A 15052-nucleotide genomic window follows, 5' to 3' on the forward strand; every position below is an offset into this window, starting at 1 on the left:
GGTGTTGGAGCAAGGCGGCTTCAGGCCGCGACGGGGACGTCCCGCGTCAGCACTTCACCGCGCAGCGAACGTTGCGTGGCCTGGGTGATGGTGATATCGACCATCTGGCCGATCAGCCGCTGCTGGCCCTTGAAGTTGACCACGCGGTTGCATTCCGTGCGGCCCATCAGCTCGGTCGGGTCCTTGCGTGAGGCGCCTTCGACCAGGATGCGCTGCACCGTGCCCTGGCGGCTGGCGCTGATGGCGCGTACGCTGTCGTCGAGGGTGGCCTGCAGGTGCTGCAGCCGCCGCAACTTGACCTCGTGCGGCGTGTCGTCGTGCAGCGCGGCGGCGGGCGTGCCGGGGCGCGGGCTGTAGATGAAGCTGAACGAGGTGTCGTAGCCGATCTCGTCGATCAGCTTCATGAGCTTGTTGAAGTCGTCCTCGGTCTCGCCGGGAAAGCCGACGATGAAGTCGCTGCTCATGACCAGGTCGGGGCGGATGGCGCGCAGCTTGCGCACCGTGCTCTTGTATTCCATGGCGGTATAGCCGCGCTTCATCGCCATCAGGATGCGGTCGGAGCCGTGCTGCACCGGCAGGTGCAGGTGGTTCACCAGCTTGGGCAGCCTGGCATAGGCGTCGATCAGGCTTTGCGTGAACTCGTTGGGATGGCTGGTCACGTAGCGGATGCGCTCGATCCCCGGGATGTCGGACACGTATTCAAGCAGCGTCGCGAAATCGGCGATCTCGGCGGTCCCGCCCATGGGACCTCGGTAGGCGTTGACGTTCTGCCCGAGCAGGGTGACTTCCTTGACGCCCTGGTCGGCCAGGCCGGCGACCTCGACCAGCACGTCCTCAAAAGGCCGCGAAACCTCTTCGCCGCGGGTATAGGGCACGACGCAGTAGCTGCAGTATTTGGAACAGCCTTCCATGATGCTCACGAAGGCGCTGGCGCCCTCGACACGCGCCGGCGGCAGGTGGTCGAATTTTTCGATCTCGGGGAAGCTGATGTCGACCTGAGGCTTGCCCAGGCGGGCCCGGCTGGCCAGCATCTGCGGCAGGCGGTGCAGGGTTTGCGGGCCGAAGACCACGTCGACGTAGGGCGCGCGCTGGATGATGGCCGCGCCTTCCTGGCTGGCCACGCAGCCGCCCACGCCGATCAGCACGCCTTTTTCCTTCAGGTGCTTGACGCGGCCCAGGTCGCTGAAGACTTTTTCCTGTGCCTTTTCGCGCACCGAACAGGTGTTGAACAAAATCAGGTCGGCCTGCTCCATGTCCTGCGTGGGCTCGTAGCCCTCGGCCGCGTGCAGCACGTCGGACATCTTGTCCGAGTCGTACTCGTTCATCTGGCAACCGAAGGTTTTGATAAAGACTTTTTTACTCATGATCTGCTGGCGCTGGGCCTTGGGATTTGCCGTTAAATGGGGAGGGTGCCCGGGCCCCGTGAAGAAGGGGGAAATGCCGTGAAAACGGCGAATGCCCGGGCGGGGACTCAGCGCTTGTAGGCGGGCAGCTGGTCGTACGGCGTCTTGCCGTTGTCCGCCGGCGCCTTGCTGGCGCTGTCGGTCGTGAAGTTGAACAGCGTGGCGGTGCCGCCCGGCCGCTTTTCCTTGGCCTCTTCCGGGTTGAGGATCCAGACTTCATGCACCAGGCCGGTGTTGTCGCGCACGTAATTCACCAGCACGGGCTTGTTCAGCAGGGGCGTGGACAGCGTGAAATGGTTGTTGGCGTCGCGTATGCGCGCGCCCACGGAGAGCCGTTCCCGCTTGCCGTCGATGGAAATCACCGGCGGCGCCAGCACCACCATTTCGCCGCGCACGGCTTTGGCGGGGAACTGCCTGACGCTGGGCTTGACCGCTTCCGTGGACGAAGTGGCCTGGACGGCCTGGCTGCCCTGGTCGGTCTGGGCCAGGGCGGCAGAGGCGGCCAGCGTCAGGAGGAAGGGAGTCAGACGGAGGTTGCAGCGGTTCATGGTATGTGTCCAGAGGCTGTTGAATATCAAAAGGATAGCAAAGAATGGCCGAAACGCGCCATCAAAGACCCGCAAAGGCCAAGAACACAAAGAACAAAGCCCCAGGGGAGGGGACCCTCTGGGGCTTTGAAAGTATTCTTGGTGGTCGTAGGTGGACTTGAACCACCGACATCAGCATTATGAATGCTGCGCTCTAACCAACTGAGCTATACGACCGACAGCCTCATATTATAGCCAAAACTGAAGGCATAAAACCACCCCCGCCCAGGCTCACTGCGTATAGCCTGTTCCCCCTCAAGGGGCGGCGCCTGCTGTCTGGCAAAGCCAGTCCCGCGGCCCCTGCTGGTTGTGGCTCACCTATGTTTAAAAACGGGTTTGCGCTTGTTCACGAAGGCGTCCATGCCTTCTTTCTGGTCTTCAGTCGAAAACAACGCGTGGAACAGGCGACGCTCGAACATCACGCCATCGCTCAGGCCGCTTTCAAAGGCGCGGTTGACGGCCTCCTTGGCGGCCATGAGGCTGGTCTGGCCGAAGCCGCAGATGATGAGGGCGGCGCCCAGGGCCTCGTCCATCAGCTTGTCCAGCGGCACCACGCGGCTTACCAGGCCCGAACGCTCGGCCTCCTGGGCGTCCATCATGCGGCCGGTCAGGGCCAGGTCCATGGCCTTGGATTTGCCCACCGCGCGCGGCAGGCGCTGCGTGCCCCCGGCGCCCGGGATGATGCCCAGCTTGATCTCGGGCTGGCCGAAGCGCGCGTTGTCGGCGGCGATGATGAAGTCGCACATCATGGCCAGCTCGCAGCCGCCGCCCAGGGCGAAGCCGCTGACGGCGGCGATCACCGGCTTGCGCACGCTGCGGATCTGCTCCCAGTTGCGGCTGATGTAGTCCTTGTTGTAGACGTCGGCAAAGGTGTAAGTGGCCATGGCGCCTATGTCGGCGCCGGCCGCAAAGGCCTTTTCACTGCCGGTCAGGATGATGCAGCCTATGCCCTCGTCGGCGTCAAAGCCCTTGAGCGCCTGGCCCAGCTCGTCCATCAGCTGGTCGTTCAGGGCGTTGAGCTGTTTGGGCCGGTTCAGCGTGACGATGGCCACCTTGCGGCCGTCCGGGCCTTCGGTGCGGGTTTCAATGGTTTCGTAGGTCATGAAAGAGGTCCTTTGCCGGGAATACGGGGAAATGCTGGGGCAATGATGCCATGAGCCGGGACCCTGCCCCACCTTGCCGCGGGTGCTAGATTCGAGGCAGGAGACTCTCACCATGGCCGATTCCCCCGCTAGCGCCGACCCCGTTGTTTTGTATGCCACCCAAGGCGCAGTGGCCGTCGTCACGCTGAACCGCCCGCAGGCGCTCAACAGTTTTACGCGGCAAATGCACCGCGAGCTCTGGGCCGCGCTGGACCGGGCCGAGGCCGACACACAGCTGCGCGCCCTGGTGGTCACCGGTGCCGGCCGCGGCTTTTGTGCCGGCGCCGATCTCGCGGAGTTTGATTTCGCGCCCGGCCCCGGCCTGGTCGAACGCGCCGACCCGGGCCCGCTGATCGACCAGGCCTTCAACCCCACGGCGCGCCGGCTGCTGGGGCTGCGCATGCCCACGGTGGCTGCCGTGAACGGCGTGGCCGCGGGGGCGGGCGCCTCGCTGGCCATGACTTGCGACATGGCGGTGGCCGCGCCCGGCGCCAGCTTTATCCAGGCTTTCAGCAAGATAGGCTTGGTGCCCGATGCGGGCAGCAGCTGGCTGCTGGTGCAAAAGCTTGGGCTGGCCCGCGCCATGGGCCTGGCGCTCACGGGCGACAAGCTGCCGGCGGCGCAGGCCAAAGAGTGGGGGCTGGTCTGGGACGTGGCGGAGGACCCGCTGGCCGCCGCCGTGGCGCTGGCGCAGCGGCTTGCCGCACTGCCCACGCGGGCCCTGGTGGCGACCCGGCAGCTGATGCGCGAGGGTCTCACGCGCACCTTGCACCAGCAGCTGGATGCGGAACGCGACACGCAGTCGGCCCTGGGCCGCACGCATGATTATTTTGAAGGGGTGGCCGCGTTCCTGGAAAAACGGCCCGCGGTTTTCAAGGGCGAATAGGTCTCAGGCCTTGGGCCCCAGCCACTGGTCCATCAGCGCCGCGTCCTGCACCGCCAGGCGCCAGGTGGTCAGCGCCGGCGGCATGGCCAGCTCCAGCCGCATCAGGCGCTTGTCGCGCGAGACCAGGGCGATGACTTTTTTGGCGTCGCCGGCGTAGTGCATGAGGTCGTCGAGCCGGCTCATGCGCCAGCCGCCGTCCATGCCCCGCGCCGCGGCTTTGGTGGCGGGCTCCAGCCCCAGCCATTCATCGCCGGCCGCAAAGCCGGCCCGCTCGGCGGCACCGCCGCGCAGCACCGTCTTGACCTGCACCACACCCTGGCTTTCGCCCACGCGCAGGCCCAGCCGGTGGGCCAACTGCGCGGGCTCTTCGAGCACCGCCACGCCGTGCTGCTGCAACAGCGCCTTGAGCGGCAGTTCGTCCCGTCCGTGGACCCAGCGGGCAAGTTCCGCCGCGTACGGCCTGTGCCCGGCGGCCGCGAGTTCTTCCGCGAAGTCGGCTTCGCGCATGGCGCCGGCCTTGCAGCGCAGCCAGAGGGCGCGCATCACGTCGTCCAGCGTGCCGGCCTTGGCGCGCCGGTGTTCCCTGGCCTCGCCGCGCAGCGTGAGGTCAAAGCACAGCGCCACCAGTGAACCCTTGGTGTAGTAGCTCACCGTGGCGTTGGGTGTGTTTTCATCCTGCCGGTAGTACTTGACCCAGGCGTCGAAGCTGGCCTCGGCCACCGACTGGACCAGTCGCCCCGGGGTCTGCATGACCTGGTTGATGGTCTTGTTGAGCAGCTTGAGGTAGCCGGCGTTGTCCAGCAGGCCGGCGCGGCGCAGGAAGAGGTCGTCGTAGTAGCTGGTGAAGCCCTCGAAAAACCACAGCATGCGGGTGTAGTTTTCCCCGCTGTAGTCGTAACTTTCAAATTCCGCGGGACGCAGGCGCTTGACGTTCCAGGTGTGGAAATACTCGTGGCTGATCAGGCCGCGCAGCGTGGTGTAGCCCTCGGTGCTGCGCGCCTCGCCCACACGCGGCAGGTCCTGGCGCTTGCAGATCAGCGCGGTGGAGTTGCGATGTTCCAGCCCGCCGTAGCCGTCGTCGACGGCGTTGAGCATGAACAGGTAATGGCGAAAGGGCGCCTTTTTGGCGCCATGCCAAAAACGGATTTCGGTTTCACAGATTTTCTGCGTGTCGGCCAGCAGCCTGGCGCCGTCGAAACTGGCCGTGGCGCCCGCCACCACCACGCGGTGCGGCACGCCGCGCGCCGTGAAGCTGCCGCTCCAGAAGGCACCCATTTCCACCGGGCAATCGACCAGTTCGTCGTAGTCGGCTGCCGCATAGCTGCCAAAGCCCTGTTTGTTGGTGTCGCGCGGCGCCAGGCCGGTGGCCAGCGACCAGCCTTTGAGCGACTTGGGCGCCGGGACCTCCAGCAGGTGTTCGGCCTTTTCCCGGCCCTGCACCCTCAGGCACAGGCTGGTGCCGTTGAAAAAACCGCGGTGCGCATCCAGCCAGGCGGTGCGCACCGAGTTGTCGTTGGCATACACCTCGTAGCGCAGCACCAGCGGCCGGGCTGGCGAGCATTGAACCTGCCAGCTGCATTTGTCGAGCTGCTCCACGCGCAGGGGCGTGTTGCCGGCCTGCCGGGCCTCGAGTTTTTGCAGGTTTTTGGAGAATTCCCGCACCAGGTAGCTGCCGGGAATCCAGACGGGCAGGGAAACCCGCTGCAGCGCGTCAGGCTGGGCGATCGTGAGGGTGACGCGAAAGAGATGGGCGTGAAGGTCGCCGATTTCGACGCGGTAGTGAACGGGGGGGCGGGTATTTCGTGTGGGGCCTGGCATCTTGCGCACAGAATACCCCAGGTTCCGCCCCGGCGGTCTTAGCGCGGTTTTGCCGCGGCCAGTTGCTGCTCGACCTGTTGCGCGTTGATCGCGCCGGGGACGCGCGAGCCGTCTTCAAAAAACAGCGTGGGCGTGCCGGTGATCTTGTGTTTCCTGCCCAGGGCCAGGTTGCGCTCCAGTACGGAGGTGTCGCAGCTGCCCTTGGCGACCGGTTGGTCGCGCACCATCAGGTCCACCCAGGCCTTGCCCTGGTCCTTGGCGCACCAGATGTTTTTGGCCTTCTCGGTGGAGTCCGGGCTCAGGATGGGGAACAGAAACATGTAAACGGTGACGTCGTTGACCTTTTGCAGGTCGCGCTCGAAGCGTTTGCAATAACCGCAGTTGGGGTCTTCAAACACCGCCAGCTTGCGCTTGCCGTTGCCGCGCACGATGGTGAAGGCATCCTTGACGGGCAGGGCGGCAAAGTCGATGGCGCTGAGTTTCTCCACGCGCTCTTCGGTCAGGTTGCGTTTGGCCCGCACGTCGATGAGGTTGCCCTGGATCAGGAAGTTGCCTTCGGCATCGGTGTAAAAAATATCGCTTTCGTTGATCCGGACTTCGTAGAGGCCGTTAATGGGCGTCTTGCTGACTTCGTCGATCTTGGCGAAAGCGGGCATTCTTTCAGCCAGGTTTTTGCGGATCGCGGCTTCCTGCGCGAAGGCGGAGCCCAGGCTGCAGGCCAGTAGGCCGAGCACGGTGATGGTTTTCATAATTCTCATGGTCATTCCCGGTGTTTCGGCATTTTTCGGCCGGCCCATTTCACAAAATTCGACAACTCACAAACCCGCGGCCTGCCGCGTCAGCCAGTTTTTCAGGAAACCGCTGCGCTCAAAGCCCTTCATACCCCAATTGCGCAAAGCCTGCCAGCGCCCGTCGGTCTGCGCGAACAGCCCGTGCAAACCATCGGTCACCGCACCCATGGCCGCGACGTCGGCCTTGCGGGCCCTTTCGTAGCGGCGCAGCAATTTTTCGTCACCCAGCCCGCGCCAGTATTCGCGCTGCGCCAGCACGCCGGCCAGGCAGGCCGCGTCGGCCAGGCCCAGGTTCAGGCCCTGGCCCGCCAGCGGGTGCACCGTGTGCGCCGCGTCGCCCGCCAATGCCCAGCCCGGACCGACCCAATGCCCAGCACTTGACAGCGAGAGCGGCCAACTGGCCCGCTCGCTGGTCAGCCGCAACTTGCCGGCTTGCGCGCCGCACACGGCCTCCAGGGCCTTGCAGAATTCTTCAGGCGACAGATTTTCCAGCGCACCGGCGCGTTCCACAGAGACTGACCATACCAGCGCCGCCAAGTTCCCCTGGCCGCCGGATAAAGGCAGCAAAGCCAGGATATCGCCGCCGGTGAACCACTGGCGTGCCACGCCGCCGTGGGGGATGCCCAGCTCCAGCCGGGCGGCAACGGCTTTTTGCGGATAGGGCTTGACTGTCCAGTCGACCGGGCGCAGCTGGCCGAATTCGTCGCGACTGGCGCTTTTTTGGCCTTCGCAGATCACTTGCAGCGCGGCTTTGGCCGGTTCGGCCACGGTTTCAATCTGCGCCTGGTAGCGCACCGCCTGGACCAGTTGTTGCTCCAGTGCCGGGACATCCACAATCCAGGCCAGCGCGTCCTGGCCCACGCTGCGCGCGGTGAAATCGAGCTTGCCGCCGTTGTCGCCCCAGACCTGCATTTCCAGCACCGGCGTGGCAAAAGCCGCTTCGGGCCAGGCGCGCAAGGCTTGCAGCACGCCGCGCGAGGCGCTGTTCAGGGCGTAGGCACGCACATCGGCGGGCTGCGTGCCCGCGGCTTTTTCAGGACGGGCGACCAGCGCCACGCGCAAACGCTCGCGCGCCAGCAGCAGGGCCAGCGTGCGGCCCACTATGCCGTCGCCGCGGATACAGACATCAAAAGTCTTGGACATGCCCCATTTTAGAAGGCAGGGCAAAATCGGCGTTCCGGGCCAGCCCTTTTCCCTCCTTTCCCGTATTCACAAGGATTTGACGACGTGAGCCACGCATTGAACGACACACCGGCCAGCCCCGCCATGGCCGATGCCGCTTTTGACCTGAACGCGGTGATTTCGCGCCTCTATGTGTACCCGGTCAAATCCTGCGCCGGTGTGCAGGTGCAGGAGGCCTTGCTCACCGAGACCGGGCTGGAATTCGACCGCGCCTGGATGGTGGTGGACGACAAGGGGCATTTCCTCACGCAGCGCGAATTGCCGCGCATGGCGCTGATCAAGCCGCAATTGAGGTACCACGACATGGTGCTGCGTGCGCCCGGCATGCTGGCCCTGCACATCGCCCTGGACCAGGTTGAGGAGCCGGTGCGCGTGAAGGTCTGGAAGGACGAGGTCCAGGCCTACGACATGGGCCCCATCGCCGCCCAGTGGTTCAGCGACTTCCTGGGCCGCACGGCGCGCCTGGTGCGCTTCGACCCCGAGCACAAGCGGGTTTGCAACACCGAATGGACCGGCGGCCTGGAGGCGCTCAACCAGTTCAGCGACGGTTATTCGCTGCTGGTGCTCAGCGAAGCCTCGCTGGCGCAATTCAATGAAAAACTCACGGCCGCGGGCGCGGCCGCCGTGGGCATGGAGCGCTTTCGCCCCAACATCGTGCTGGGCGACGCGGCCGGCGACCAGGGTCTGGCGCCGCATGACGAGGACCGCGTCGACCTGCTGCAGATCGCGACGCAGCAGGGCTCGGCGCAGCTCAAGCCGGTCAAGCCCTGCCCGCGCTGCCCGATTCCCAACATCGACCCGGCCACGGCGACCAGCAGCCCCGAGGTGGGCGACATGCTGCAGACCTACCGGCAGGACCCGCGCGTCAACGGCGCGCTGACGTTCGGCATGAACGCCATCGTGCTGGCCGGCATCGACCACCAGCTCAAGGTGGGTCAGGCCGTGGGCGCGAGCTACCGGTTTGAATGACTTTTGACAGCCCGCAGCGGCGCATGGGCTGCGTGGGGCGTGTCGGCGGCCGCCGCGGGCGCTTGCGGCCCGGAATCAGCGCCGTCAAAACCTGAGTCGGTTGACAGCGGCATGGGATGTGTCGATTCCGGCTCCAGAAACCGGATGGGCCGGCGGGTACGCGCGGCCATGCTGTGCAGCAGGTCGGCCAGCGCGGCCGAGATTTCTTCATGGCTGCCCAGGCGCTCGCTAAAGAGCACACCCGCGACATGGAACTGCAGCACCACCTCCGGTTTCAGGCCCTTGAGCGGCATGAGGCCGGCCGCGATCAGGCGTGCCGCCAGGTCGGTGACGGGCGCGCGTGAGGAAACGCCCTCGAGGATCAGGCCGAAGCGGGCTTCGTCGATGCGCCCCACCGTGTTGACGTCGCGCAGGATTCGGCGCAGCTTGATGACGCTGCGCAGCAGGCTCTGCTCAGCCACGGCCGTGCCCCAGGTCTTCTTGATGTAGCGGTAGTTGACCAGCTCGATGTAGACCACCGCGGCCGGTTCCTTGTGGCGCTGTGCCCGGCCCACCACCTGTTTGAAGCGGTCGTGGAAAAGGTGGGCGGCCAGCAGGCCGGTGAGCGCGTCCTGGCTGGACATGGCCTGCTCCCGCGCTTCCACCGCGTGGCGTTCGCGCGAGCGCATGTTCAGCGCCACCAGCAGCAGGGGCACTTCAATCGCCAGTGCCGCCATCAAGCCGTATTGGGACAGCCACGACACCGAAAACAGCCCGAGGATGCTGGTGACGGTCATAAGCGTCACCAGCCCCAGCGGGACAAAGGCCGCCAGCACCCAGAAGCCGACGACATCCTGGCGCCGCCATGTCATGTAGGCCCGGCTGATCCCCATGACCACTACCGCGACCAGGTAGGCGCTGATGAGGCGCACGCCCAGGCCGCGCTCCAGAATGAGGTAGAGCAAGGCCAGCGGCACGCCGGCAGCGCCGGTCCAGTAGGCAAGGCGCTCAAACCACCTGTGGCGCGAACCTGCACCGCACAGGTGGTGCACGACCAGCAGCGCCGAGCCGCCGCCCAGGATGGCCAGGCAGCCCTGCGCCATGTTGTTCCAGGCGCTGAAGTTGCTCCACAGCAGGTGGCCGGCCACACCGGTCCAGGCCGCCACCACCAGCGCCATGATGGACGCGTAAACGGCATACCAGCCATAGGCCTTGTCGCGGTAGACCCAGCTTTGGACCGCGCAGGCGACGATCAGCAGTACCAGCGCGCCGAACACCACGCCGATGGCCAGGTATTCCAGCTGAAGCCGCTGCGCCAGGCTGCTGCGCGTGCTGACCTGGACCGGGATGCTGACCTCTGTCTGGTGCTGTATGCGCACATAGACGTCATACACGCCGTCGTTCGGCAGCTTGAGCTCGAACTGCCCGTAGCGGCCGGGCTCGGGCCAGCTGGAGACCGCCAGGGTGTCCCCGGCGGTCTGGGAGGTCCATGTGCCCGTTGCGCTGGTGCGCTGGTACACGGTCGCCAGGTCCAGCAAGGGCAGGGGAAAGGCCAGCAGCCAGTCCTGGTGCGAGCCGGAAGACCTGGCAAAGCGGTAATGCAGCCACAGCGCCGCCTGGGGCCCCAGCGAATGAATGGTGTCCACGGCCGGCGTTACGAAGGCCGCGCCCGCCTTGCCCCCGCCGGCGACTTGCTCAATGCTGGCCTGGCCGCTGGCGTCTATCCACATGAGGCCGCTGGTGCGCGCGTCCATGACCGGGGTCGCGTCGTTCAGGGCCATGACCGGCTGGGCCTGCGCCGGCCCGGCCTGCAGCAGCAAAGACCCGCCCAGCAAAAGGGTGGCGAAGGCCTGCCGCAAAACACCCCAACCCCGGCCGAGCGCGCATCGAATACACTTCTCAGCCTGTTTTTGAAGGTTTCTCATGAGTTTGAAGTGCGGCATTGTAGGCTTGCCTAACGTCGGAAAATCCACCCTTTTTAATGCGTTGACCAAAGCGGGGATCGCGGCCGAGAACTACCCTTTTTGCACCATAGAGCCGAATGTCGGCATTGTGGAAGTGCCCGATCCGAGGTTGGCCCAATTGGCGGAAATCGTCAAGCCCGAACGCATTGTTCCGGCCATCGTCGAGTTTGTGGACATCGCCGGCCTGGTGGCGGGCGCCAGCACGGGCGAAGGCCTGGGCAACAAATTCCTGGCCCACATTCGGGAAACCGATGCCACCATCAATGTGGTGCGCTGCTTTGAGGACGACAACGTCATCCATGTGGCGGGCAAGGTGGACCCGATCTCCGACATCGAGGTGATCCAGACGGAACTCTGCCTGGCCGACCTGGCCGCCGTCGAAAAAGCCCTGCAGCGTGTGACCAAGGTCGCGCGCTCGGGCGACAAGGAGTCCGCCAAGCTGGTTGTCATCCTCGAAAAATGCCAGGCCGCGCTCAATGAGGGCAAGCCGGTGCGTACCCTTGACTTCAGCAAGGAAGAGCTACCGCTGCTCAAGCAGTTCTTCCTGATCACCGCCAAGCCCGCCATGTTCGTGGCCAACGTGGCCGAGGACGGCTTTGACAACAACCCGCTGCTGGACCGCCTGAAGGCCTACGCCGAAGCCCAGAAGGCGCCTGTGGTGGCGATCTGCGCCAAGATGGAGGCCGAAATGGCCGACATGGAAGAGGAAGACAAAAAAATGTTCCTCGCCGAGATCGGACAGGACGAGCCGGGCCTGAACCGCCTGATCCTGGCCGCCTACAAGCTGCTGGGCCTGCAGACCTACTTCACCGCGGGCGTCAAGGAAGTGCGCGCCTGGACCATCCATGTCGGCGACACCGGCCCGCAGGCGGCCGGCGTGATCCACACCGACTTCGAAAAAGGCTATATCCGCGCCCAGACTATCGCGTTTGCCGACTACATCGCCTACAAGGGCGAGCAGGGCGCCAAGGATGCCGGCAAGATGCGCAGCGAAGGCAAGGAATACGTCGTCAAGGATGGCGACGTGATGAACTTCCTGTTCAGCAGCTGAGCGGCGCAGTTGCCGGCGTGCACCGGCAGCGCACAGCTTGATAAAGCCCCACGGCCGGCCGCGTGGTGCAAGTCGCGCCACAATGCACAAGACGGCCCGCGCCAGGGCTGTTTGAAATCGGGCGCCCGGCGGCGCCGTCACCGGCTTGCTGAACAAGCCGTTCCCGTTAAACACTCGCTTTGAAAGAGAACACCATGTCCATCCAGCGCATCGAAACCGGCCCCCGCATGTCCCAGGCCGTCATCCACAACAAAACCGTTTATCTCGCGGGCCAGGTGGCCGGCGACGACGCCGGCCCCGGCGTCTATGAACAGACCCGCAGCATCCTGGCCAATATCGACCGCCTGCTGGCGGCCGCCGGCAGCGACAAGTCGCGCCTGCTGAGCGCCACCATCTGGCTGACCGACATGGATAGTTTCGGTGACATGAACCGCGCCTGGGAAGCCTGGGTGGTGCCGGGCGCCACGCCGGCGCGCGCCACGGTCATGAGCCCGCGCCTGGCGGCGGCCAAGTACCACGTTGAAATCGGCGTGGTGGCGGCGCAAGGCTGATTTCCGATTCACGCCATGACGGCACCGCCGCAATGACAGAACCCGTTCGCCTCGCCAAGCGCCTGGCCGAAATGCTGTCCTGCTCGCGCCGCGAGGCCGAGCAGTACATCGAGGGCGGCTGGGTCAGCGTCGATGGCGTCATCGTTGAAGAGCCGCAGTTCCGCGTGCTCGACCAGCAGATTGTGCTGGCCAAGGATGCCAGCCTGCTGGCACTGGCACCCGTGACCTTGCTGCTGCACAAACCCGCGGGCCATGAGGCCAGCCAGGACGGCGGCGCGGCTTCCCTGGCTGCGTTGCTGTCGCCTGCCACGCAGTCACCCGGCGACAGCTCCGGCATTCGCCCACTCAAAAAACATTTCTCGTCGGTGGAGCTGGTGACGCCTCTGGCCACGCCGGCCAGCGGGCTGGTGGTGCTGACGCAGGACTGGCGCGTGGCGCGCAAGCTGCGCGAAGATGCCCGAGTGATGGAGCATGAAGTCGTCGTCGATGTGGCCGGCGACATCAAAGCCGGCGGGCTGGAGCGGCTCAACCGTGTGGACCACGGTTTCACCTACAACGGCGCGCTGCTGCCGCCGGCCAAGGTCAGCTGGCAAAGCGAAACCCGCTTGCGTTTTGCCCTCAAGGGCGAAGTGCCGGGGCAGATCGCTTATATGTGCGAGAGCGTAGGCCTCACGGTGCAAGGCATGAAGCGGCTGCGCATAGGCCGTGTGGCGATGAGCCAGCTGCAGCCCGGCCAGTGGCGCTATCTGCTGCCGCACGAGCGCTTCTGAGCCTTCTGCTGTCTAACCGGTCACCACGCCCGGAAATGCCCAGATCAGGCTGCCTGTCATCAGGAAGTAGCGCGCGAATTTTCCAACCGCCATATAGGCCAGGCAAGGCCAGAACGGAAACTTGAGCCAGCCCGCGACCGCGCACAGCGGATCGCCCACCACCGGCAACCAGGCCAGCAGGCAGGCCTTGGGCCCCAGCTTTTCCAGCCAGCGTATCGCGCGGCCGTGGTGCGAGGAGTGTTTGTACTTGTCCACCACCTTGTGGGCGCCGTAGCCCATCCACCAGTCGAGCGCGCCGCCCAGCGTGTTGCCCGCGGTGGCGATCAGCACCGCCGGCCAGAACATGGCGGGATTGAGTTTGACGAGCCCGAAGACCACGGGCTCCGAACCCAGCGGCAGCAAGGTGGCCGAAATGAAAGACACCACGAAGACCGTGCTCAGTCCGTACTCGGGCAAGGCCAAAATTTCTATCAGGCGGTGAATCCAGGCTTCCATATATGCATTCGAGTATAGGCAGGGTGGGGCGCCCCGGTTTGTCGGGAAGACACTTACAAGTCAGTGTGCAAATTTCAATTGCTGAAATTTTGGGCAGGTACAATCGTGCCTCCTTTTTCAGCAAGCCCCCGTCCTCCATCCCATGAACATCGGCCCTTACGCTTTGGCAAACAACCTGTTTGTCGCGCCCATGGCCGGCGTGACGGACCGGCCGTTCCGCCAGCTCAGCAAGAAGCTGGGCGCGGGCTACGCCGTCAGCGAGATGGTGACCTCGCGCAAGGACTTGTGGGACAGCCTGAAGACCTCGCGCCGCGCCAACCATGAAGGCGAGGCCGCTCCCATCGCCGTGCAGATCGCCGGCACCGACGCGCAGATGATGGCCGAAGCCGCCGCCTACAACATAGACCGCGGCGCGCAGATCATCGACATCAACATGGGTTGCCCGGCCAAAAAAGTCTGCAACAAGTGGGCCGGCTCGGCCCTGATGCAGGACGAAACCCTGGCGCTGCAGATCGTGGAGGCCGTGGTCGCCGCATGCGCGCCGCAAGGGGTCCCGGTCACGCTCAAGATGCGCACCGGTTGGTGCCAGGCCGAAAAAAACGCGCTGGCGATTGCCCGCGCCGCCGAGAACGCCGGTGTGCAAATGGTCACCGTGCACGGCCGCACGCGCGAGCAGGGCTACAAGGGCGCGGCCGAATACGACACCATTGCCGCCGTGAAGGCCGCCCTGCGCATTCCAGTGGTGGCCAACGGCGACATCAACAGCCCCGAGAAAGCCCGCGACGTGCTGGCCCGCACCGGCGCCGATGCCGTGATGATTGGCCGCGCGGCCCAGGGCCGGCCCTGGATTTTCCGCGAGGTAGCGCATTTCCTGGCTACAGGCACGCATCTTGCGCCGCCTTTGGTGGCTGAGGTGGAGCGCCTGCTGGTCGACCATTTGCGCGACCACTACGATTTGTATGGTGAATTCACCGGCGTGCGCACCGCGCGCAAGCACATCGGCTGGTACGTGAAGTCCTTGCCCGGCGGCGAGGCCTTTCGCGCGCGCATGAATTTGCTGGAGGACTGCGAGGCCCAGCTGCGCGCGGTCAGCGGTTTTTTTGAGGGGCTGGGCACGCAGATGGACCGGATTCCGGCCGCTGCTGCCGCAGCCGAGGAAGATGTCGAAGAGGGCGTGCCAGGGCAGGCACGGGCGAACAAAGATAAAAATCAGGAAGAAGCTGCTGCATGAGCAAGAAACACATCGAAGAGTGCGTACGCACCAGTCTGGAAGGCTATTTCAAGGACCTGCGCGGCACTGAGCCCGACGGCATGTACGACATGATGGTCAAGGTGGTGGAAAAGCCCCTCCTGGAGGTCGTCATGCAGCATGCAGAGCAAAACCAGTCGCGCGCCGCCGAATGGTTGGGCCTGAACCGCAACACCCTGCGCAAAAAGCTGGTCGAGCACAAGCTCATCAAATAA

At 65.0% G+C, this 15052-nt stretch carries 15 protein-coding genes and 1 tRNA gene; 7 read left to right on the forward strand and 9 right to left on the reverse strand.

Features of this window, described 5'->3' with window-relative positions:
- Positions 1-20: 20 nt before the first annotated feature.
- From miaB to BLQ85_RS09670, 4 genes are all read right to left on the reverse strand, one after another.
- The gene (gene miaB, locus BLQ85_RS09655) at positions 21-1364 is read right to left on the reverse strand and encodes a tRNA (N6-isopentenyl adenosine(37)-C2)-methylthiotransferase MiaB (RefSeq protein ID WP_074576278.1); all 1344 of its coding nucleotides are present in this window, start codon (positions 1362-1364) and stop codon (positions 21-23) included.
- A 107-nt stretch (positions 1365-1471) separates the two neighbouring features.
- Positions 1472-1951, reverse strand: a complete 480-nt coding sequence (locus tag BLQ85_RS09660) for a hypothetical protein (RefSeq protein WP_074576280.1) — start codon at positions 1949-1951, stop codon at positions 1472-1474.
- Positions 1952-2090: 139 nt separating this feature from the next.
- A tRNA-Met gene (locus BLQ85_RS09665) sits at positions 2091-2167 on the reverse strand.
- Positions 2168-2304: 137 nt separating this feature from the next.
- Positions 2305-3093 (reverse strand): enoyl-CoA hydratase, encoded by a 789-nt coding sequence (locus BLQ85_RS09670; RefSeq protein WP_074576282.1) that lies wholly within the window; start codon positions 3091-3093, stop codon positions 2305-2307.
- Positions 3094-3205: 112 nt separating this feature from the next.
- On the opposite strand from BLQ85_RS09670, the gene BLQ85_RS09675 reads away from it, so the two are divergent.
- A complete protein-coding gene (locus BLQ85_RS09675; RefSeq protein ID WP_074576285.1) occupies positions 3206-4018 on the forward strand; it encodes an enoyl-CoA hydratase-related protein in 813 nt (270 codons plus the stop codon).
- A gap of 3 nt (positions 4019-4021) precedes the next feature.
- Here BLQ85_RS09675 and BLQ85_RS09680 read toward each other — a convergent pair whose 3' ends face one another.
- From BLQ85_RS09680 to BLQ85_RS09690, 3 genes are read right to left on the reverse strand one after another with little or no spacing between them, the layout of a single operon-like run.
- Entirely contained in the window at positions 4022-5836 is a 1815-nt protein-coding gene (locus BLQ85_RS09680) for a M61 family metallopeptidase (protein WP_074576812.1), read from the reverse strand.
- 38 nt (positions 5837-5874) lie between these two features.
- Complete coding sequence (locus BLQ85_RS09685) at positions 5875-6594, reverse strand: DsbC family protein (RefSeq protein WP_175456081.1); 720 nt, start codon at positions 6592-6594, stop codon at positions 5875-5877.
- 57 nt (positions 6595-6651) lie between these two features.
- Complete coding sequence (locus BLQ85_RS09690; protein ID WP_074576289.1) at positions 6652-7770, reverse strand: FAD-dependent monooxygenase; 1119 nt, start codon at positions 7768-7770, stop codon at positions 6652-6654.
- A gap of 123 nt (positions 7771-7893) precedes the next feature.
- Here BLQ85_RS09690 and BLQ85_RS09695 point away from each other — a divergent pair, with 123 nt between their 5' ends.
- Positions 7894-8778 (forward strand): MOSC domain-containing protein, encoded by an 885-nt coding sequence (locus BLQ85_RS09695; RefSeq protein ID WP_074576815.1) that lies wholly within the window; start codon positions 7894-7896, stop codon positions 8776-8778.
- On the opposite strand, the gene BLQ85_RS09700 is transcribed toward BLQ85_RS09695, so the two are convergent.
- Positions 8763-10682, reverse strand: coding sequence for a sensor domain-containing diguanylate cyclase (locus BLQ85_RS09700; RefSeq protein ID WP_175456082.1), 1920 nt, complete (start codon positions 10680-10682; stop codon positions 8763-8765). The two genes, BLQ85_RS09695 and BLQ85_RS09700, sit on opposite strands and share 16 nt — an antisense overlap.
- Between BLQ85_RS09700 and ychF the strand changes: the two genes are divergently transcribed.
- The 3 genes from ychF to BLQ85_RS09715 all read left to right on the forward strand — a co-directional run bounded on the left by ychF (position 10681) and on the right by BLQ85_RS09715 (position 13093).
- A complete protein-coding gene (ychF, locus tag BLQ85_RS09705; RefSeq protein ID WP_074576293.1) occupies positions 10681-11772 on the forward strand; it encodes a redox-regulated ATPase YchF in 1092 nt (363 codons plus the stop codon). The two genes, BLQ85_RS09700 and ychF, sit on opposite strands and share 2 nt — an antisense overlap.
- Before the next feature lie 194 nt (positions 11773-11966).
- Positions 11967-12323, forward strand: coding sequence for a RidA family protein (locus BLQ85_RS09710; RefSeq protein WP_074576817.1), 357 nt, complete (start codon positions 11967-11969; stop codon positions 12321-12323).
- Positions 12324-12355: 32 nt separating this feature from the next.
- Positions 12356-13093 (forward strand): rRNA pseudouridine synthase, encoded by a 738-nt coding sequence (locus BLQ85_RS09715; protein ID WP_074576295.1) that lies wholly within the window; start codon positions 12356-12358, stop codon positions 13091-13093.
- Positions 13094-13105: 12 nt separating this feature from the next.
- Here the strand turns inward: BLQ85_RS09715 and BLQ85_RS09720 are convergent, their stop codons facing one another.
- A complete protein-coding gene (locus BLQ85_RS09720) occupies positions 13106-13588 on the reverse strand; it encodes a YqaA family protein (RefSeq protein WP_074576297.1) in 483 nt (160 codons plus the stop codon).
- A gap of 142 nt (positions 13589-13730) precedes the next feature.
- Here BLQ85_RS09720 and dusB point away from each other — a divergent pair, with 142 nt between their 5' ends.
- The gene (gene dusB, locus BLQ85_RS09725) at positions 13731-14819 is read left to right on the forward strand and encodes a tRNA dihydrouridine synthase DusB (protein ID WP_074576299.1); all 1089 of its coding nucleotides are present in this window, start codon (positions 13731-13733) and stop codon (positions 14817-14819) included.
- Complete coding sequence (locus BLQ85_RS09730) at positions 14816-15052, forward strand: Fis family transcriptional regulator (protein WP_007864972.1); 237 nt, start codon at positions 14816-14818, stop codon at positions 15050-15052. The genes dusB and BLQ85_RS09730 overlap by 4 nt, the downstream gene beginning before the upstream one ends.

It is taken from the genome of Polaromonas sp. JS666, from assembly GCF_900103405.1.
In the GTDB taxonomy this organism is placed as follows: Bacteria; Pseudomonadota; Gammaproteobacteria; order Burkholderiales; family Burkholderiaceae_C; genus Polaromonas.

Excerpts from the sequence above, each read along its gene's own strand:
- miaB (WP_074576278.1), bottom strand. The coding sequence starts at position 1,364 with ATGAGTAAAAAAGTCTTTATCAAAACCTTCGGTTGCCAGATGAACGAG.
- BLQ85_RS09660 (WP_074576280.1), bottom strand. The coding sequence starts at position 1,951 with ATGAACCGCTGCAACCTCCGTCTGACTCCCTTCCTCCTGACGCTGGCC.
- BLQ85_RS09670 (WP_074576282.1), bottom strand. The coding sequence starts at position 3,093 with ATGACCTACGAAACCATTGAAACCCGCACCGAAGGCCCGGACGGCCGC.
- BLQ85_RS09675 (WP_074576285.1), top strand. The coding sequence starts at position 3,206 with ATGGCCGATTCCCCCGCTAGCGCCGACCCCGTTGTTTTGTATGCCACC.
- BLQ85_RS09680 (WP_074576812.1), bottom strand. The coding sequence starts at position 5,836 with ATGCCAGGCCCCACACGAAATACCCGCCCCCCCGTTCACTACCGCGTC.
- BLQ85_RS09685 (WP_175456081.1), bottom strand. The coding sequence starts at position 6,594 with ATGAGAATTATGAAAACCATCACCGTGCTCGGCCTACTGGCCTGCAGC.
- BLQ85_RS09690 (WP_074576289.1), bottom strand. The coding sequence starts at position 7,770 with ATGTCCAAGACTTTTGATGTCTGTATCCGCGGCGACGGCATAGTGGGC.
- BLQ85_RS09695 (WP_074576815.1), top strand. The coding sequence starts at position 7,894 with ATGGCCGATGCCGCTTTTGACCTGAACGCGGTGATTTCGCGCCTCTAT.
- ychF (WP_074576293.1), top strand. The coding sequence starts at position 10,681 with ATGAGTTTGAAGTGCGGCATTGTAGGCTTGCCTAACGTCGGAAAATCC.
- BLQ85_RS09700 (WP_175456082.1), bottom strand. The coding sequence starts at position 10,682 with ATGAGAAACCTTCAAAAACAGGCTGAGAAGTGTATTCGATGCGCGCTC.
- BLQ85_RS09710 (WP_074576817.1), top strand. The coding sequence starts at position 11,967 with ATGTCCATCCAGCGCATCGAAACCGGCCCCCGCATGTCCCAGGCCGTC.
- BLQ85_RS09715 (WP_074576295.1), top strand. The coding sequence starts at position 12,356 with ATGACAGAACCCGTTCGCCTCGCCAAGCGCCTGGCCGAAATGCTGTCC.
- BLQ85_RS09720 (WP_074576297.1), bottom strand. The coding sequence starts at position 13,588 with ATGGAAGCCTGGATTCACCGCCTGATAGAAATTTTGGCCTTGCCCGAG.
- dusB (WP_074576299.1), top strand. The coding sequence starts at position 13,731 with ATGAACATCGGCCCTTACGCTTTGGCAAACAACCTGTTTGTCGCGCCC.
- BLQ85_RS09730 (WP_007864972.1), top strand. The coding sequence starts at position 14,816 with ATGAGCAAGAAACACATCGAAGAGTGCGTACGCACCAGTCTGGAAGGC.